At 72.9% G+C, this 18424-nt stretch carries 14 protein-coding genes; 7 read left to right on the forward strand and 7 right to left on the reverse strand.

Annotation, left to right across the window (positions count from 1 at the left end; translation table 11 throughout):
* The first annotated feature begins 60 nt into the window (after positions 1-60).
* The 5 genes from ACYQ02_RS04565 to ACYQ02_RS04585 all read left to right on the forward strand — a co-directional run bounded on the left by ACYQ02_RS04565 (position 61) and on the right by ACYQ02_RS04585 (position 4702).
* Positions 61-1110, forward strand: a complete 1050-nt coding sequence (locus tag ACYQ02_RS04565) for an RNA polymerase sigma factor (protein ID WP_460039260.1) — start codon at positions 61-63, stop codon at positions 1108-1110.
* Positions 1107-1661, forward strand: coding sequence for a hypothetical protein (locus ACYQ02_RS04570; RefSeq protein WP_460039261.1), 555 nt, complete (start codon positions 1107-1109; stop codon positions 1659-1661). The genes ACYQ02_RS04565 and ACYQ02_RS04570 overlap by 4 nt, the downstream gene beginning before the upstream one ends.
* A complete protein-coding gene (locus ACYQ02_RS04575; RefSeq protein ID WP_460039262.1) occupies positions 1655-2914 on the forward strand; it encodes a bactofilin family protein in 1260 nt (419 codons plus the stop codon). The genes ACYQ02_RS04570 and ACYQ02_RS04575 overlap by 7 nt, the downstream gene beginning before the upstream one ends.
* A gap of 97 nt (positions 2915-3011) precedes the next feature.
* Positions 3012-4154 carry a helix-turn-helix domain-containing protein gene (locus ACYQ02_RS04580; RefSeq protein ID WP_460039263.1) on the forward strand — a complete coding sequence of 381 codons (1143 nt, stop codon included), beginning with the start codon at positions 3012-3014 and terminating at the stop codon, positions 4152-4154.
* A gap of 110 nt (positions 4155-4264) precedes the next feature.
* Positions 4265-4702 (forward strand): DUF4411 family protein, encoded by a 438-nt coding sequence (locus ACYQ02_RS04585; protein WP_460039264.1) that lies wholly within the window; start codon positions 4265-4267, stop codon positions 4700-4702.
* A gap of 30 nt (positions 4703-4732) precedes the next feature.
* On the opposite strand, the gene ACYQ02_RS04590 is transcribed toward ACYQ02_RS04585, so the two are convergent.
* Together ACYQ02_RS04590 and ACYQ02_RS04595 are read right to left on the reverse strand one after the other, a co-directional pair.
* On the reverse strand, positions 4733-6115 hold the full coding sequence (locus tag ACYQ02_RS04590; RefSeq protein ID WP_460039265.1) for a glycosyltransferase: 1383 nt from the start codon (positions 6113-6115) through the stop codon (positions 4733-4735).
* Positions 6116-6550: 435 nt separating this feature from the next.
* A complete protein-coding gene (locus ACYQ02_RS04595) occupies positions 6551-8410 on the reverse strand; it encodes a S8 family serine peptidase (protein WP_460039266.1) in 1860 nt (619 codons plus the stop codon).
* Positions 8411-8767: 357 nt separating this feature from the next.
* On the opposite strand from ACYQ02_RS04595, the gene ACYQ02_RS04600 reads away from it, so the two are divergent.
* On the forward strand, positions 8768-9472 hold the full coding sequence (locus ACYQ02_RS04600) for a hypothetical protein (RefSeq protein ID WP_460039267.1): 705 nt from the start codon (positions 8768-8770) through the stop codon (positions 9470-9472).
* Positions 9473-9531: 59 nt separating this feature from the next.
* Here the strand turns inward: ACYQ02_RS04600 and murJ are convergent, their stop codons facing one another.
* The 4 genes from murJ to ACYQ02_RS04620 form a co-directional block, all read right to left on the reverse strand.
* Positions 9532-11232: a murein biosynthesis integral membrane protein MurJ gene (gene murJ, locus ACYQ02_RS04605; protein WP_460039268.1), complete on the reverse strand. Its 1701-nt coding sequence runs from the start codon at positions 11230-11232 to the stop codon at positions 9532-9534.
* Between the two features lie 24 nt (positions 11233-11256).
* Positions 11257-13923 (reverse strand): flagellar assembly protein A, encoded by a 2667-nt coding sequence (locus tag ACYQ02_RS04610; protein ID WP_460039269.1) that lies wholly within the window; start codon positions 13921-13923, stop codon positions 11257-11259.
* A gap of 175 nt (positions 13924-14098) precedes the next feature.
* Positions 14099-14434, reverse strand: a complete 336-nt coding sequence (locus tag ACYQ02_RS04615) for an STAS domain-containing protein (RefSeq protein ID WP_460039270.1) — start codon at positions 14432-14434, stop codon at positions 14099-14101.
* A gap of 2 nt (positions 14435-14436) precedes the next feature.
* Positions 14437-15129, reverse strand: coding sequence for an ATP-binding protein (locus ACYQ02_RS04620; RefSeq protein WP_460039271.1), 693 nt, complete (start codon positions 15127-15129; stop codon positions 14437-14439).
* 361 nt (positions 15130-15490) lie between these two features.
* Between ACYQ02_RS04620 and ACYQ02_RS04625 the strand changes: the two genes are divergently transcribed.
* Positions 15491-15709, forward strand: a complete 219-nt coding sequence (locus ACYQ02_RS04625) for a hypothetical protein (protein ID WP_460039272.1) — start codon at positions 15491-15493, stop codon at positions 15707-15709.
* A 12-nt stretch (positions 15710-15721) separates the two neighbouring features.
* On the opposite strand, the gene ACYQ02_RS04630 is transcribed toward ACYQ02_RS04625, so the two are convergent.
* Positions 15722-18370: a PP2C family protein-serine/threonine phosphatase gene (locus ACYQ02_RS04630; protein WP_460039273.1), complete on the reverse strand. Its 2649-nt coding sequence runs from the start codon at positions 18368-18370 to the stop codon at positions 15722-15724.
* Positions 18371-18424: the final 54 nt, after the last annotated feature.

Genomic DNA, 18424 nt, shown 5'->3' on the forward strand with positions numbered 1-18424 from the left:
AACCGGCCGCAGGCCGCAGGAATGAACCGGTGGCGCCGGGGGACACCGGGGGGCTTGGTCGTGGCGGGGTTCGAACCGCAGCCTTACGGCGGGACCTGGGGGACAACCGAACCGTTCCATGGGCCCGGCCACGTGGCTGCGGGGGGATCCGCCCGGTCGCCGCGACTGACCCGCGACGGCGGGGAGGCGGCATCGGCCCGGTCGCCCCAGCCGGGCCACGACGGGGGTAACGCGGAATCGGCGCATTGGCCCCGAACGGGGCCCGCCAGCGGCGAGGCGGAATCCGCCCAATCGCCCCGGGCGCCCGACGACGGCGCCGACGCCGCCTGCATCCGGGCCGTTCGCGCCGGCGACCGGGAGGCCTTCGCGCCCCTGGTCGAGCGGTACCAGCGGCGGGTCTACAACCTCTGCCTCCGCTACACGGGTCACCCGGAGGACGCCGCCGACCTTACCCAGGAGGTCTTCCTGCGGGCGTTCCGCGGCCTGGGCCGGTTCGACCTCGAGCGGTCCTTCGCCACCTGGCTGATGCAGATCGCCGTCAACGCCTGCCGGGATGCATCCCGGCGCCGGGCGGTCCGGTCCCGGGAAGGGCTTCCTGCCAGCGGTGCGGGGGCCAGCTTGGGGCGCAGGGGCGAGGCCGGCACCGGGATGGCGAAAGGGGCCGGCACCGGGATGGCGGATGGGCCGGGCGGGACGCCGGGCGCCCGGGCGGGCGGAAGGCCGCAGGTCGGCTCGCCGGGTCCTCAGGGCCCCGGATGGGCCGGGACGGGACCGCTGGCTGGCGAGCCCGTGGCCTCCGGCCGGGACGACCCGGCCCAGGTGGTCGAGCGGCGCGAGGCGGTGCGACGGCTGGAGGCGGCGCTGCGGCAGCTGCCGCCCGGCGACCGGCTGCTGGTCCTTCTGGTCCACCACCAGGGGTACAGCCTGAAGGAGGCGGCGGCCATCATGGGTCGGACGACCGTGGCGGTGAAGGCCCGGCTCTTCCGAGCCCGCCGCAGGTTGCGGGAGTGGCTGCAAGGGCACGGACAAGAGCAGGGGCACGGCCAGGCGCAGGGGTACGGGCACGGGCAGGACCCCGCCGGTGTTCCCTCAAGGAGGCGATCCCCATGACCCGGCGTGCCGGAGAGCCCCGCCGCCCGGGGAGAGTCGACCACCCCGGGGCTCCTCCCCGCCCCGGTCCGGCCCGCGGGCCCGGCGTGCCCCGCCTTCCCCTCGAGTGGGCGGATCCGCCGGGCGACCTGAAGGACCGCATCATGGCGGCGGTGCGGGCCGAACCCGCGCCCTCCCCCGCCTTCGGTCCCGGCGGCGAAGCCGGCGGGGCGGCCGGCCCGGGCCACGTGCCCGGCGGGCCGGTGGCGGTGATCCCCTTGCGGCGGGCCCTGGCGGCCGTCGCGGGGGCCGAAGCCCTGGCCGTGGCGTTTTTGGTGGCGCTGGCCGCCGGGGGCGGCCTTGGGGATCTGGTTCAGGGCCTTGGCCGCACGGCCCGGTGGCTCGTGGAGGTGGGCGGGTTCGTCCGGGTCGGGTTGGAGGCGGCCCACGTCACCCTGACCCAGGCCTGGTGGCTGGGAGCGCTGCTCGGGGCGCCGCTGGCCGCGGCGGCGGTCGTCCTGGGCCGGTGGTGGATGAAGGGTCCCGGCGGCGAGGAGGGGGTCCCGTGCTGAGGACCGTTGGGGGCGTGGCGACCGGCGGCTTGGGGCCCAAGGCCGGGGGGACGGGAACCGGCGGGCGCTGGTGGAGCACTGGAGGTGCGGTGATGGCCGGGTTCCAGCGGGGAGTTGGAGGCACGGTGATGGCGAGGTTCCGGCGGGCCATTGGGGGTGCGGCGATGACCGGACGCCGGTGGCGGGTTGGGGATCCGGGCATGGGCGGGGTTGTGCCGGTGATGGCGCGGCTGGCGGCGGCCATGGTGCTAGTGGCGGCCCTCATGGGGGCGGCCGTCCCACCGCGGGCTGAAGCGGCCGGCCCCGGGGCGGCGGACGACACCCTGGTGATGAACGAACCGCTGACGGTTCCGGCCGGCCAGGTCTACCAGGGCGACGTGATCTCCATCGACGGCCCCGTCCGGGTCCTCGGCCGGGTAAGGGGCGACGTGTTCGCCATCGGCGGGGATGTGGAAGTGGACGGCACCGTCGACGGCGACGTGGTCGCCTTCGGGGGCCCCATCCGCCTGGGGCCGCAGGCCGTGGTCCGGGGCGACGTCGTCGCCCTGGGGGGCGCCGTCCACCGGGAACCGGGGGCCCAGGTGCTGGGCGAGGTCGTGACCGACGACATGGTCCTCAAAGGGGTCTTGCGCAGCCTGGACGGGTGGCGGTGGCTGGCGCCCGCGCCCCGGCCCCTCTCCTGGTTCTCGTCGGGGATGTACCTGCTCTACCTGGCCGGGCTGTTCGCCCTGGCCGTCATGGTGCAGGCCCTCTTCCCCCGCCCCGTGGCCCGGTGGAGCGCGGTCATCGAGAACGATCCGCTGCGCACGGGTCTCTACGGGCTGGCCGCCATGGTGCTGTTCTACCCCGCGGTGGTGCTGGTCGGGATCACCGTGATCGGCATCCCCGTGGCCCTGGCCCTGGGGGTGGCCTACGCCCTGGCGCGCCTGGGCGGGTACGTGGCCGTGGCCTCCCTGGTGGGACGGAAGGTGGTGCCGGGGCGGGATCCCCTTCTGATGCTGGCCGTGGGGGTGGCGCTGCTCGGCCTCCTGCGCTACGTGCCGGTGGTGGGCTGGGCGTCGGGCCTCGTGGTGGCGGCGCTGGCCGTGGGGGCGGTGATCCAGACCCGCTTCGGCACCGTGGACGGGCCCGCGGCGGGTCGGGGGCCGGTTCCTCCCGGGCGGCCGCCGGCGGGGGCGGGTACGCCAGGGGGAACCGGCGCGAGCGGGGACGAACCGGCGACTTCGCCCGTGGGGACAGGGACGCCTCACTAGCCGGTTCGTTCGGCCATTGCCGAAAGGCAAATTTTGGTGTAGCATCCTTACCACCGGGCGGTCCTGAGGCACGCGTTGCCGAGGAGGAGCGATGGCCTTGACGCGCACCGTGGAGGTCCCCGTCAATCCTGCGACATTGCGGTGGGCAATACGGCGGGCGCAGGTGGGACCAGAGGCCTTGGCCCGGGCCACCGGGGTTACGCCGGAGCGGGCGGCGGCTTGGCTGGAAGGGCGAGCCCGCCCTACCTACAACCAGACCCGGCTGATCGCCCGACGGTTGCACGTCTCCCTAGGCCAGCTCCTCCTCCCCCCTCCTGATCGGCTCACCCTACCCGTGGCCGACTTTCGCCGGCGACGGGAGATGGACGAACCCAGTCCGGCGCTGCTCGAGATTCTGTATGACGCCTTACGGAAACAGGACTGGTGGCGACAGCTGCACCGGGGAAGGCGACTCGACTTCATTGGGCGGTTCAACTGGCGACGGGTGCAGCCTGTTGAGGTCGCCGAGGCCATCCGCACCGTCATCCCGGTTCGACACGAGCAACAGCAAGCAGAGGATTGGCAGGACTTCCTCAATCGCCTGAGCGCGGCTGCAGAACGGGCCGGCATTCTGGTGCTGCGTCGCGGTATCGTGGGATACAATACCCATCGCCCATTGGATCCTGAGGATTTCGCCGGTTTTGCCCTGGCCGATCCGGCGGCGCCGCTGCTCTTCATCAACATGCGGGATTACGTACCGCGCCGCAACTTCACTTTCGCCCACGAACTGGTCCATCTTTGGTTAGGCCACAGCGTGATCGACGACAACCTAGAGCATGAGACGTCCCTTGAGATTGAGAGGTTCTGCGACCGTGCTGCCGCGGAGTTGCTCATTCCTGCCGATGTCTTCCTGAAAATGTGGCCAAACCTGCCCGGGGACCCGTACGATGTCGCCCAGCGGTGTGCCCGGCACTTCTGGGTCAGCCCATGGGTCGTGGCCCGGCGCGCCCTGGAGCTTGAACTGATCTCCCCGGCTGTGTACCGGAGCATCGTGGAACGTCATTCCAGCCTCGTTCCACCCCGGCCTGCCGACCGGACCGGGGGCGACTTCTACCGCAATATTGAAATCTATAACAGCCCCGCGTTTACCCGCGCCGTCATCGATGCGACGATGAGCGGAGATTTGGGGTACGGTGAAGCCGCATCCCTGTTAGGGCTAAAGATCTCTACATTCGTCGCGTATTTGGAGCGAAAGTTATGACCCCCTGTTTGGTCGATGCCAATGTTCTTATTACACCTTTTTCCACGCCCTCACTGTATACCCTTCGACTGGCGTGGGGTTGCTCTTCCATCGAACAGGCGGCCGAAAGGATGAAGAGTTGGTTTACAGGAGCCTTTATGGGTGGACATCTAATAACGTGTTCGGAAGTTGTCGATGAGGTGCTCCAAAGAAACGACCGGGCAAGCCAGTATCTTCGGGAGTGGATCAAGCAAGAAATCATTTCGATGGTCGGTCCCAAGCAAGAAACGTTCGTTCACCTTGCCGAGATTGAAACTTTCGTAAGGAGACATTACAAAGATCGATGGATTGACGAGTTCACCAAGGGGAATGACGCATTATTCATAGCCCTTGGGAGGACATATGATATCCCCCTGGTCACTTTTGAAGGGTTTACTCTACCGCAATATCATAAACACGTTGGGAAGATTGACGGCAAGGCACGAATTCCGTTTATCGCTTGGGTTTTTGGTGTGCAATGCGTTCCCTTCTATCAGCTTCACATGGAGATCTCGCGTTTTCACCTGTAACGGTTCTCTCCATTACGATCCCGAAACCGCTCACCAAACGGTGCCCCGGGGTCCCCCGGCTCCCGGCGACCGGCCTGCGCAGGCCGCCCGGTAGACGGCCAGGGTCGCGGCCACCATCCGGTCCACGGTGTAGTGGGCCTCGTACCGGGCCCGGGCGGCGGCCCCCATCCGCCGCCGCAGGGCCGGGTCGGCCAGCAGCGTGGCCAGGTAGCGGGCGACGGCCGCCGGGTCTCCAGGAGGGACAAGAAAGCCCGTGACGCCATGACGCACCGCTTCCGGCACGCCGCCCACCGCCGTCGCCACCACGGGCACGCCAGCCGCCATCGCCTCGAGAACGGCCAGGGGCAGCCCCTCCCGCCTGGTGCAGAGGACGGCCACGGCCGCGTCCTGGAACGCCCCGGCCCCGTGGGGGCAGGCGCCGCGGAAGCGGACCCGGTGGTCAATCCCCAGCCGGCGGGCCAGCGCCACGGCCTCCGGCAGGGCCGGCCCGTCGCCGGCCAGTTCCACCACCCAGTCGTGGTTGGGGTGGCCCCGGGGGCCGGGGCCGTCCACCAGGTGGCCGTGGCCGTCCAGGAGGGCGACGGCCCGCAGCAAGGTGGCGTGATCCTTCGGCGGCTCGAAGCGGGCGACCATGACGATCCGCAGGGTCGAGGAGCGTGGGCTTCCACCGCCGGGGCCCGGCCTCGTCTGGCGGGGATCTGCGACGCCGTTGGGGATCACCACGGCCCGCCGCGGGTCGAACAGGCCGTGGCGGAGGCCTTCCCCGTAGTCGTGGGCCGAGACGGTGATCACCGCCGCCGCCAGGGGCGAAAGGAGGCGCTCGCCCCACCGGGCTAGATGCTCCAGCCACCGGCCCGCGGGCTTGGGCTTGCGCCCCCCACCCCGGCCCTCACCGGCTCCGTCTCCCGCGCCCGGTCCCCCCTCCCGCCGGGCTCCACCCCCGGGCAGCGGTCCGGGCTGGCGGCACCCGGTGCTTGCCCGGGGCGGTCCGGCGGGTGGCAGGGGGTCCACCGCTCCGGCGGTCCAGGTCCAGCCGTGGACGGTGATGACGCAGGGGATGCCGAGGGAAGCGGCAGCCAGGCGGGCCAGCCACGTGGCCTTGGTGGAATGGGCGGCGACCAGGGCGGGATCCAGCCGCCGCAGGAGGGCACGCAAAGCGAGGAGGGCTCGCAAATCGGCCAGCGGCCGGATCGGACGAACCAGCCAGGGGAGGCACCGGTACGGGATGCCTTCCCCGGCCAGGGCGCCGGTGAAGGGCCCGGGCGGGCCCGTGATCACCACCACAGGGATCCCCCGGGCCCGGAGCCCGCGGGCCAGCTGGAACACATGAACCTGGGCCCCGCCGATGCGGTCGGCCCGGGTGACGACCAGGGCCACGCCCTGCCGGCGCAGGCGCCGCTCGGCCGGGTCCACCGGCGCGATGGCTTCCCGAGCCGGGGGCCATGGGGCCGCGGCGGTTGAAGGAGGCGGGGGACCGGGCCGGCCCCAACGGCCGCAGGGTGGAGGGACGGGACGTGCGGGGTCGTTGCCGGAGCGGACCATGGCGGGTTCCTCCCCCGCCCGCGATCCCCAGGGAAAGACCCGGGGCGGGCCACTTTTTGGAAGGCCCGCCCCGGATCGACCGGCCTGATCCCGTTGCTGGCGGGAGACGGGCCGTCTCCCGCCCCCATGCCCCCTGCCGGGTCCTCCGCCCCGCCTTCGGACCACGGCGCCCGGATGCCCTTGCCCCCTTGGGATCGGCCGGCTACGAAGAGAACTTCGCCATCGGGGAGAACCTTCCTTTCCCTGGTATCGAAAAAAGTGGCAGGTTTTTATAGATCAAGAGCGTGGGCCATATGCCGCCCCTCGTCACGGCCCCGCCGCCACCAGGGCGTCGTGGGCCCGCAGTGCCACCGCCGCCGCCTCGGCCCGGGTGATGGACCGCTGGGGGTAGAAGTAGATCACGGTCGCCCCGGAGCCGGCCACCTTCACCGGCACCCCCTTCATGACGCCGGCCTCGAAGACGGCCCCGGCCTCCGCCGCCCCAAAGCCCGTCACGTCGGCGAAGGGATTCGGGGCGCCCGCCGCAAGGCCCAGGGCGCGGAACACCATGAGGGCCGCTTCGATCCGCTTGATGGGCTGGTCGGGGCGGAAGGTGCCGTCGGCGTACCCGCGGATGAACCCGGCCACCGCCGCCTTGCGCACGTAGGGCCCCAGGTTGCCGTCGTCCTCGTTGACGTCGGGGAAGTCGGGCGGCGGGCTGCCGTCCGGCGGCCGGTCCGGCAGGGGCCGGCCCGTGGCCCGTTCCACCGCCCCGACCAGAAGCTTGGCGAACTGGTGCCGGGTGACCGGTTCGTTTGGGGCGAACCGCTCGGCGCTGTAGCCGTGGGTCAGGCCCAGCCGCGCCGACCGCAGGATCTCGCCGTAGAGGGCCATGCTGGCCGTCACGTCGGCGAAGGGGGGCGGTGCCACGGCTTCGGTCCAGACGGCGCCCCGGGCCGAGACGATGCCGCCCGTCGTGACCCACACCTCAAGGCCCGGCACCTTCTGCACCGTCGCCAGCACCTGCTGGGCGAGCTGGGCCGGCGTCAGCCACGGGTAGCGGCTGGCGACCAGGGCCGCCGTGGCGGTGACGAAGGGGGTGGCCATGGAGGTGCCGCTGAGCCAGCCGTAGCTTCCCTGCCCCAGGCCGGGCTCCAGGGGCGCCGGCCCGGGCTCGAGGCCGGGGGCGGCCGGGTCGTCCCGTTGGGGAACCGTGTTCAGGATGAACCAGCCCGGCGCCGCCAGGTCGACGGCCCCGGGACCGTAGTTGGAAAAGGCCGGCACGGCTCCCCGGTTGTCCGCCGCGGCGACGGCGATCAGGTTAGGGGCCTCGCAGGAGGCGGGATAGAAGGGCTGGACGTTCAGGTCCTGGGCCTCGTTGCCGGCGGCGGCGACGAAGAGCATGGGGGATTCGGCGATCAGGGCGCACAGTGCCGGGTCCGTGGGGCCGGGGGCTCCCCAGGACATGTTGACGATGCGGGCCCCCATGCGCCGGGCGTAGCGGATGGCCTCCATCACCAGGGCGGTGTCGCTCTGGCCCTGGCCGTCGAAGACCTTGAGGACCATGAGCCGGGCGCCGGGGGCCAGGCCAGCCACGCCCTCGCCGTTGCCGGGGCGGGCGGCCAGGATGCCGGCCACGTGGGTGCCGTGTTCCTCCCCGTCGGCGGGGTCGAAGAGGGTCCCGTCGCGGTGGACGAAATCGTAGCCGTGGACGTCGTCCTCGTAACCGTTGCCGTCGTCGTCGACGCCCGGGCGACCGGCGCCCTCGGCCGGGTTGACCCAGAAAGCACCCTGCAGGTCGGGATGATCCAGCTGAACCCCGGTGTCGATCAGGGCGATGCGGACGCCCTCGCCCCGGCTCAACACCCAGGCGGCTTCGGCCCCCACGTCGAGGCCCGGGGTGCCCGGCTGGCCGGCGATGACCTGGCCGTCGTTGCGCAGCCCCCACAGGAGGGGGAAGCCGGGATCGTTGCTGGCGAGGGCCGGGGTGGCCAGGCCCATGACATTCAGCACTACCAAGGCGAAGGCCAGCAGAGCTGCGGCGACACGCAGGAGGACGTAATGACCCACCTCTTGAGGACCGGGGGACGCGAGGGGTCCGCCCACCTGCTCGGATCCAGGGCTCCCGCGGCCGATTCGGACCCCGACGCCCTCGTCCGGTTCCGGCCCGCGCCGACCTATGGCCATCCATCGGTCCCCCTTGCTGATATCACTCGAATAAGGCCCCGATGCCGGAAACGTCGAGGCGTTCCGGGCGGACGGGTGGCCGCCACCATCCTGTTATTCGACAGGGACGGACAAAAACCTTAGCCCGAGGTGCCGCCGGCGGGACTTCCCGTCCTCGGGGCTGGGGCACCAGCCCGGTCAACGGCCGTCCCCCAAGAGCCCCGGGGAAACCCCGCTCCGTAAGTTCCTTCCATGTTTTGTGGGCCAAGGTGTCATACTATAATACCGAATCACGATGTGCGGCCATCCGTTTAGAAGAGCCAGGCAACGCCACGTTCAGGTGTACCGGTCGATCGGGTATCAGTGAGGTGTCAGCTGGTGGGCCGTTGGGACGAGTTGCTTTCTCTACTGCGATCTTCGATCCCCGCCGTTGGCGTCGTGGCTTATGGCTCTAACGCCTGGAATGGCTCTGGACAGGATTACGACCTTCTCGCCGTGGTTGAGGATCCGGAACTCCTGAAACAGCGGAAAACCGTTGAAGCCTATCTGCGGGGGCAAACAGGGTTACCCGTCGATCTGAACATTGCAACGGTCGGCGGGCTGCGTTACCGGGCTCTCTTAGACCCATATGTATGGCACGCCGTCACGACCGGCCGCCACATCGGATATGTCCCTCGCCCACCCAGGGTGATATCCAAGCGTGGCGCCGAATTAGCCCTCCTCCGTATCGAAATGTTGCTGGAAGAAGCCGATGCGTTGGAGTTAGAAGGAATAGAGCGGACAGAGTGGCTCGTCCCAGTGGCGAAAAGCGTAGCAGCCTTGGAACAAGCGATGGCGGGCCGGGCCGACCTGAAAGCATATTCCCGGCGGGTCCACGAACTGGCTGATGAAGCGGCTTTACGGCAAGCGGTGGCTTCACTCAAGAAATACTGTCGACGTATTGCTACCGAACGTGCGATAAAATACATCGACAAGGCCTATGCTGATCCCTCAAAAGTGGGTTTACCTGCGAATAAAGATACGACGATCCGCATGGCGATCGACAGCATTGCTCGTGCCTTGCGGGAACTCCAAGAGCGGTAGACTGTAAAGCACCGTACCCACAGCCGCCCACGGGCCGAGCCGGCGACGCGCTGGCGCCATCACCGACCCCTTTCTCTCTCGGGATTGCCGGTGCGCGGGTGGCCACCCTCGCCTCGCCCGCCCTCGGGCCGCCGGGCCGCCACCGCCGCCCGCCCTGCCCACCGGCCCAGGGGCCGCAGCATCCGCCCGGCCCGGCCGATCGCCCGGGCCACCAGGTCTTGCACCAGGGCCCATTCCTCCACGCCCATGGCCCGCAGGGCAGCGGCATACACCGCGGCGCCGATGGCCGTCAGGGCGGCGACCTCCACGGCCAGGGGCACGAACCCCACGGGCTCGCCGGTCAGGGCCGCCCGCGCCAGGTCGCCGAAGAGCAGCCGCCGGGCCAGTTCCACCGCTCCGGCCATGACCGCCGTGGCCGCCAGGGCCTGCAGGGCCCCCTTGCCGACGGCCCGGTAGCTGATCTGCCCTGCCCGGCGCCGGATCCGCACCATGAGCACCAGGGCCCCCCACCACATGGCCACCGAGGCCGCCAGGGCGATGCCGCCCTGGGCCAAAAACCGCACCAGGACCAGGTTCACCGCGATGTTGAGGCCCATGGCCACCGCGGCGGTGGAAGCCGGCGTCCAGGTGTCGCCCATGCTGTACATGGCCCGGCTCAGCAGCTCGCGCCAGGCGTAGCCCGTCAGGCCCAGCATGTAGAACAGCAGGGCGAAGGCCGTCATCTGGGTGTCGTGGAAGTCGAAGGCCCCCCGCTCGAAGACCAGCCGGGTGACCTCGACCCGCAGCAGGATGAGCCCGGCGCTGACGGGCGCCAGCACGAAGGTCAGCACCCGCAGGCCGCGGTTGAGGGCGGCGCCGAAGCCCTGCCGCTCGCCCCGGGCGATGCGGGTGGCCAGTTCGGGGTAGACCACGTTGATGATGGGGAAGGTGATGAGCCCCAGCGGCAGGCCCTGCAGCCGCTGGGCGAAGGTCAGGGCGGCGGCGCTGCCCGCCGGCAGGCCCGAGGCCAGGGCCTTGTCGACGATCTGGCTGAGCTGCACCGCCCCCGTGCCGAGCAGCACCGGCCCCGTGCGCTTCAGCACCAGGCGCAGGTCGGGGTGGCGCCAGTCCAGCACCGGGCGGTAGGTGAGCCCGAGGTGCCGCAAGCCCGGCCAGAGGACCAGCACCTGGGAGGCCATGGCCGCCAGGGAGGCCCAGGCCACCGCCTCGATGCCGTACCACCGGCCGAAGAAGTACGTCCCCGCCATCATGATGAAGTTCAGGGGGATCCCCACCGCGGCGGGGGCGGTGAAGCTGCGGGCGCTGTTGTGCACCGCCTGGAGCCAGCCGATGATCCCCATGAAGAGGATCCCGGGCAGGAGGATCAGCGCCAGCTCCCGGGCCAGCGCAAAGGTCTCGCCGCCGAACCCCGGCGCGAAGAGGCGCAGGACCACGTCGACGCCGGCCATCATCGCCGCCAGCACGACCAGCAGCAGGAGCAGCAAGGCGTGAAAGAGGGTCCACGCGACCCGCTCGAGGTCCTCCATCTGCCCCCGGGCCCGGTACTGGGCCAGGAGGGGCAGGATCACCGTGGTGATCGCCGAGCCGAAGGCGGCGAAGACCACGTAGGGGATGGACAGGGTGATGGTATAGGCGTCCGTCACCGGGCTGGCCCCGAACACCGCCGCCAGCACCATCTCCCGGAAGAACCCGAGGATCCGGCTGAGGACGCCGATGACGAAGATGATGGCGACGGATTTGGCTAGCCGCGACGACGACAAGGCCTCGCCCCCTAACACCTCCTTTTATACACCGAGCGCCGTCCGGTTGGTGGCCGCCCTCGCGCCATGCGGCACCCGCGCTTCCACCGTCGCGACCGGTTCCGTCACCGGATCCGTCACCGGTTCCGCGCTCGCCCCCGGGTTGCCCGATGTCCCTGCCGCGGCCGGGCCGGCCCCCTGCCGCGCCGCGGCCGTTCCTCCCCCCACCACCCGCAGGTTCGACCGGGGCTCGGCCAGGCGCCGCTGCCGGTCCCCCACCCGCAGCCAGACGTTCTCGTGGGCGAACCCGGCCCGGATCGTGCCGCCCTCCCCCACCGCCAGCACCGTGGCGGGCTGGGCCAGCGACCCGGCCTCCAGGACGTGGACGGCGCGACCGGCCTCCACGCTCCCGCCGACCACGGCGCCCTGGACCGTCGCCCGCTCCCCCGCCCACAGCCGGGCGTGGTAGGTGCCGCCGGGCCCCACCCGCACGGCGCCCGTGGCCTCGACGACGGCGTTGTGCACCGAGCCCACCGTCGCCGTCGCCGGCGCCGGCACCTCAAACCACTGGAGGAACGCGGCCGCCTCCCCCAGCGCCGCGATCAGCCCCGGCAGGTCGAACCGGTCGCCGACGGTGCCCGCCAGTTCGGCCACGGGCCGGCGCAAGGCTTCGACCGGTGGATCCAGCGGTCCCCGGTGGGCCGCCAGCAGCCGGTGCAGGTCCCGCGCCCGCTCCCGGACGTCGCGGAACTTCATGTCGACCAGCAGCCGGACCAGCCGGCCCGGCCCGAAGCGGGCGATGTCCCGGTTCTGGAAGGAGGCCGCCCCCTCCACCAGCCGCATGGCCGCCTCGATCCGCCGGCAGCCCTCCCGCAGGGGCTCGATGCCGCTCCGCAGCCGGGTGTAGAGCAAGGCCCGGGCTCCGGCCACCACCCGCGCCTGGACCACCGCCCCCTGGACCGTCACGTCCCCGGCTGCCTCCAGCACGCCGTGGTCCACCTCGCCGGCCACGTGGATCCGCCCGCCGGCGGCCACCACCCCGCCCTCCCGCACGCTGCCCGTGACGACCACGTCGCCGTCGAAGACGACGGGGCCCGTCGCCGCCGTGACGTCGCCGTCGCAGACCCGCAGGGGGACCACGTCGACGTACCAGGCCAGGCGCCCCACCCGCTGCACCACCGGCCGCCCCTGGCGCAAGGCGCGCAGTTCCCGCCGCCCGCCCGGCCCCCGCACCAGGGCGACACCGGCCCCACAGCGCACCTGGGCAGCCCGCCCCTCCCGCGCCGGAAGAACCCGGCCGTCTACGCCCCACCCCGGCTGCCCGGCCTGGGGCGGGACGATCCAGCCCACCAGGCTGCCTTCGGGGATGGAGATGGGCCAGGGCCCGCCGGGCCCGGCGGCCGGTGCGGAACGGGATAGCAGCCGGTCCGGGTCGGGATCCGGGTCCGAACCGGAGTCCCAAGAAGCGGTGTCGGCCCGGAGGGCGATGACCAGTTTTCCATCCTCGCCGTCCCGGGGCGCCCGGCCCCGGGCGATCGTCACGGGCCGGGGGGCTCCCTCGGCCGCCACCCGGGCCACGGCCCCGGTATCGATACCCCGGACGACGCCCGCCGCCGCCAGGGCCGACCGGATCGCCTCTGCCGTCAGGTCGGGTGGAGGCCCCTCCACGATGGTCGTTTCGAGATGGAGGACCCGGCCCGGCCCCGCCTCCTTCAGCACCCGGCGGCGCACCGGGGGGACCCGGACCTCGGCCTCAAGCCCGTCGGGGGTGATCCGAACGGCGACGGGGGATTTACAGCCGGGGCCCGATGGCGGGCGGACGGCCGCCGCCGGGTCCTGCCCTGGGGTGGGGATGCTCGAGGGGGCCGCGGCCGCTGGGGCATCAGGGCGAGGGCGTGGACGAGGATCAGGGTCGGGGCCAGGGCCAGGGTGAGGGCCAGAACCAGAGCCGGCGCCGGATCCAGGGCCCGGATCGAAGGCGGGGTCGGGGACGGGGCTCGGCTCAGGGCCCACCGGCGGGCCACCCGGCCGCGGCGAACCGCCCTGCGCCGGCAGGCCATCGGGCAGGGGCTCCACCCGGACCTCCACCCGGTCCGCCGCAGTAACCGCCACCGGCTCCGCCACCGCGGTGCCGTTGACCCGCAGGACGACGCCGGGCCCGGGCACCAGGATGGCCGGTTCGTCCGGAGAGCCGGGCAGGATCTGGACCTGGCCCTGGTGGACCCGGGCCAGGGTCGGCCGGAGACCGGTGGCGTCGCGGCCCGCTGCCGGGTCATGGCCGGAGGTTCCGGCGGGCTCCGCCAGGGGCCGGATGGCCAGGGTCACCCGCATCACGGGGAGCCGGATCCACCACCACGCCAGCCGCCGCCCGGGACGGATCACCTCCACCCGCCGGGGGACGAGGGCTTCGGGCGGGTGGCCCGCGCCCTCGATGGCCCGGGCGAAGGCCTCGACGGCGTTGCGGGCCGGGACCGTGAGGACCAGTTCCTCCGGATGGGAGCCGCCTTCCCCAGCCCCGGTGCGAGAACCGGTGCGTCCTGCGCCGGCGGCGGACCCGGCCTCGCCGGCCGCACCGGCAGGACGGCCGGCGAGGGGGCTGGGCTCATCCCCGGGGGCCGGACCGGGCCGGGCCGCCCGTTGACCGCCGCCTTCGCCTTGACCGTCCCCCTTCCCCCAGGGGCCCTTCACCGCACGACTCGACCCGACCGGCACGGGGTCTCCCTCCTCCCCGCCTGGACCTCCTGCGCAGCCCGGTGCGGAACCGGCGCAGAACCGTTGCCGAACCGGCCCGGAACTGGTACGGAACCGGCGCCAAGCCGGTGCGGAACCGGCGCAGAACCGGTGGCGAACCGGCGCGGAACCGGCCACGCCCTGCCGCAGGGGGCGCCTAGGCCTCCTCGGCCTCCTCGGGCACGATCTCGAAGAGGCCGCGGCCGAAGACGTCGACGGCCCCCACGATCTCCAGCACCTCGAACACGGCCGGCCGCACCCGCACCGCCGTAACCTCGATGCCCCGGGCGGCGTAGGACCGGAGGGCGTCGACCAGCACGCCGATGCCCGTGGAGTCGATGAACTGGCACCGGCTGAGATCCAGGATCACCGGGCCGCCGCTGTAGCGCCCGAGGGCGGCGGCGATCCGCTCGGCCCGCTCGAAGTCCAGGTCCCCGTTGAGCAGCAGGCAGTGGCCGGGACCGGCGGGCAGCTGCACCACGTCTTCCGCCACGTTCAACCCTCCCTCGGCTGGGGTGGGGGCTCGCCGGACCCACCCCGGTCGAAGACCAGCTCGACCCGGGTGCCCCGGGCCGACGAGGCCACCCGGCAGCGGCTGGCCATGGTCACCATGAGCCAGTAACCGTGACCGCGCCCCAGGTTCGCCTGGTTGCGGGGGCTCAGCAGCGACTGGGCCAGCTTGTCGAAGGCGATGCCCGGGCCCTTGTCGGTGATCACCGCCCGGACCCCCTCGCCGTCGAGCCACACCACCAGCTGGCCGCCGCCGGCATAGCGGACGGCGTTGATCATCGCCTCGGCCGTTGCGAGGACGACCCGCTGGATCAGGGCGGGCCCCAGGCCCCAGCGCACCAGCGCCTGCTGCAGCCGGCGGCGGGCGGTGGACACGCCCGACGGCCGGCGGAAGGTGGCGCGGTAGGCGGGTCCGGGCCGCCGGGGCCCGCGGGCCTCCCCGGCGGTCAGCGGCAGGTCGTCGATCTCGAGACGCCCCTGGCTGAGGAGGGAGAGGATCCGGCGCTGGGCCGGGGTGAGGGGCCGGCCGGCCGGTCCCCAGAGCAAGCCCAGACGGTGGCGGCTGCCGAGGACGATGAACTGCATGCCCTCCGCCTCGCCCGGGTCCCGGTGGGCAGGGCCGTCGTGGCCGTGCCCGTGCGGGCGAGCATGGTGGTGCTCTTCCCGGAGCCCTTCCACGCCGGGGGGCACCGGCGGCGCGGCGCCCCGGACCCCGAGGCCGCCGTCCCAACCCGCGACCGGCCAAGGGTAGGTTCTTCCCGGGCCCTGGTCACGGGAGGCAGCCACCGCCGCCGCCGTCGCCGCGGGTGGAACCGGCGGAACCGGCCAAGCCGCGGCCGCCCCCCGCGACCCGGGAGCCCCGCCGGCCTGAACCGGTGGAACCGGCCGCGCCGCCGAATCCGACGGGGCCGGTGCGGCCGCCGCCGGCACCACCCACGACCCCGCCGCCGGGGCCCCAGCCGGGGGCGGACCCGGGGGCCCTCCGCGGGGCGGCCCGGTCTCGCGCACCCGGTCAGCTAGGGGCAAGGGGGCGGGCGCGGTGGTATGGGCCGGCGCCGGGACCGGGGCAAGCGGCGATGCGCCGGAGGCGGGCGGCGCCGGGGTTGAGGCCAGCGGTGACGCGGCGGAGACGGGCCACCCCGGGGCTGAGGCCAGCGGTGACGAGGCCGGGGCAGGCGGCGCCGGGGCGGAGGCAGGCGGCGCCGCAGGGGCCGCTTCCCCGGCCGAAGCCGGTTCCTCCCGGAACGAGAACCAGTAGAGCCGGTCGCCGTCAAGCCAGCAACACGCCGTCAGGACAGCGTCGATCTGCGCGGGCAGCGCTGTGCGCGACACCGATCATCACCACCGTGACGTCGTCTTGCAGGGTGCAGGATTGGGCGTAGCTGCGAATCCTGCGCAAGAACTCCTGCAACCGGCCGGCTTGCGGCTCAAAGCCTTGCCGGTTCAAGGCCGCGGCCACGTCGTGGGCCCGGCCGCTGCCGCGGCGTCCCAGCAGCAGGTCCCCCAGGCCGTCGGAGTAGAAGAGGGCCACCTCCCCCGGCCGCAAGACCTCGCGGGCCTCGAGGATCGTCCCCGCCCCGGGCTGCAGGCCGAGGGCGGTGCCGCCGCCCCGGCTCAGGGGCGTCCAGGCCCCGCCGCGCCAGAGGAGGGGGCCGTCGTGCCCGGCCAGCCAGACCTGCAACAGCCCGCTGTCCGGGTCGAACAGGCCAAGGACCAGGGTGGCCAGGGCCCGGGCCCGCCGCAGGTCCGGGGCCAGCCGCAGGTCGAGCCGGCGGATCGCCTCGGGACCGGGGGTCGCGCACGACCAGATCTCGCGGATCCGGGAGAGGAACATGGACGCCAGCATCGCCGCGGCCAGCCCCTTGCCCATGACGTCGCCCAGGGCCACGCCCCAGGCCCCGCCCGGCAAGCGAAGGTAGTCGTAGAGATCGCCCCCGACGAACTTGGCCGGCAGGCTCACCCCGCCGGCCTGGACGTCCCCATGCCGCAGCACGGGGGCGGGGAGGAACGCCTCCTGCAGGCGCCGGGCCAGTTCCAGGTCGCGGGTCAGGGCGTCCAGGCGCTGGCTGAGGTCGTCGCGCAGGGCGGCGTTCTCCAGGGCGAGCCCGAACTGGCGGCTGATGAAGGTCACCAGCTCCAGGTCGGCCTCGGCGTACTCGGGTCCGGCCAGGCGCCCGGCCGCCAGGACGGCCGAGCAGCGGTCCTCCCCGAAGAAGACGGGGACCAGCAGGAGGGAGGCCAGGCCCAGCCGGCCGAGTTCCTCCCGGTCCCGGGGCCGGCGCAGGGAGAGCCGGCCGGGCCGGCCCGTGGCGGCCACCCGCCGCACCGCCCGGGTCCGCCAGAGGATCCGGCCGTCGAGGCCGTCGGCCCAGATCCCGCGGCTCCGCTCCGTGAACAGCAGGGCCACCCCGTCGGACCGGCTCAGCTGCTGGGTCAGGGCCAGCAAGCGGGCGATCAGCTCCGGGGTCGGCAAGGGGCCCCCCAGGGCCACGGCCGCCTGGTGGAAGGCCGTCAGCTTGGCCACGGCCTCTTCCTGCTCCTTCCGCTCCTGCTCGCGGACGGCGGCCTGGTGGAGCTGGACGGCCAGGGTGGCGATGGCCCGCGCTAGGGCGGCCTGGGGCGGCCACACGCACACCCAGGCGGCGGGATGAGGCGGCTCGGTGCATCCGGAGGTTTGCCCCGCGAGGGTGAGCGGGGCGAAGGGGGCGGGCAGGGCCGGGCCATCGCCGGCGATGGCGGCGCCACGGCTGGTGGCGCCGGGAGCAGTGGTGCTGGGGCCGCCGGCACCGAAGGTGGCGGCTCTAGAGGCGCCGGTGCCGGGGCTGCTGACGCCGGGGGCAGCAGGCCCCATGGTCGCGGCTCCGGGGGTGGCGGACCCGGGGGCCGTGGCTTCGGGTACGCCGCCATGGCCGCCCGTGGTCCCGTTGGCCGGGCCCTTCCGGCGGTAACCGCTAGGGTCGGTGCCACCAGATTCCGCCGTGCCACCCGGGTCCGCCGCGTCCCCACCGGCAGCGTCGCGGGTCCGGACCGGCCCCGGCGGTCCCGGCGGACCGCCCAGCCGCGCCCATCCCCACCGCCCCGCGACCCCGCCCGGGATAACCGCCGGGTGGGGTTCCACCATCCCCCCGCCACCGGGGACGAACCGGCCGCCCGGCCCGCGACCCGACCCCTCTGCGAGCTGGCGAACCTCGTCGACCCGCCCTCCGGCGTGGTAACCCCGCAGGGCCAGCTGGTCCAGCATCTCCCCGCCTCCCGCCCGGGTGAGGATGAGCCCGTCCTCCGCCACCAGCAGGGCGACCACCTGCTTCTCCTGGGGCAGGTCGAGCCGGCGACAAGCCTGGGTGAAGGCGGTGATCCAGGGCCGGCAGGCCCGGGCGTGGGCGATCAGGCGCTGGGTCTGCCGCTTGACGGCGTCGCAGCCGCCATAACGGGCGAAGGTCTGGGCCGCAGCGGCGATGTCCTCGGCGCTGAGGTCGCCGACGGCGGCGTCCAGGGAGCGGGCCGCCAGGGCCACCGCCTGCTGGCGGTCGCCTTTCTGGAAGGCCCAGTCGGCACAAAGCCGCCAGTACAGGCTGGCGTGCTCGGGCAGGATGGACCCCTTGAGGCGGGCGATGCCCCTGGCGGCCCGCTCCGTTTGGCCCAGGGCCAGTTGGGCGGCGATGAGCTGGAGGCTGGCGAACTGGCGGTGGGAACGGCCGGCCTGGCGGGCCTGCCAGACGGCCCGGGTGGCCCATTTGAGGGACCTGCCGGGGCGGCCCAACTCGAGATAAAGGGCCGCCAGGTTGCCCGCCACCTCCACGCGGAGCTCCGAGACGAACCGGCGGTGGCGCATCAGCCGCCAGGCGCGGAAAAAGGCATGGGCGGCGGCGCGATGGTCCCCTAGCGCCGACTGGAGGGCACCAAGGCTGTTCAGAACCATCGCGTGTTGCTCTTGAGAAAGGTCGCTCGCGAGGAGACGACGGAGCACGAGGAC

The sequence above is a fragment of the Thermaerobacter litoralis genome, assembly GCF_054654595.1.

Coding starts and splice junctions, on each gene's coding strand:
- ACYQ02_RS04630 (WP_460039273.1), bottom strand. CDS start 18,370: ATGGTTCTGAACAGCCTTGGTGCCCTCCAGTCGGCGCTAGGGGACCAT.
- ACYQ02_RS04595 (WP_460039266.1), bottom strand. CDS start 8,410: ATGGCCATAGGTCGGCGCGGGCCGGAACCGGACGAGGGCGTCGGGGTC.
- ACYQ02_RS04570 (WP_460039261.1), top strand. CDS start 1,107: ATGACCCGGCGTGCCGGAGAGCCCCGCCGCCCGGGGAGAGTCGACCAC.
- ACYQ02_RS04585 (WP_460039264.1), top strand. CDS start 4,265: ATGAAGAGTTGGTTTACAGGAGCCTTTATGGGTGGACATCTAATAACG.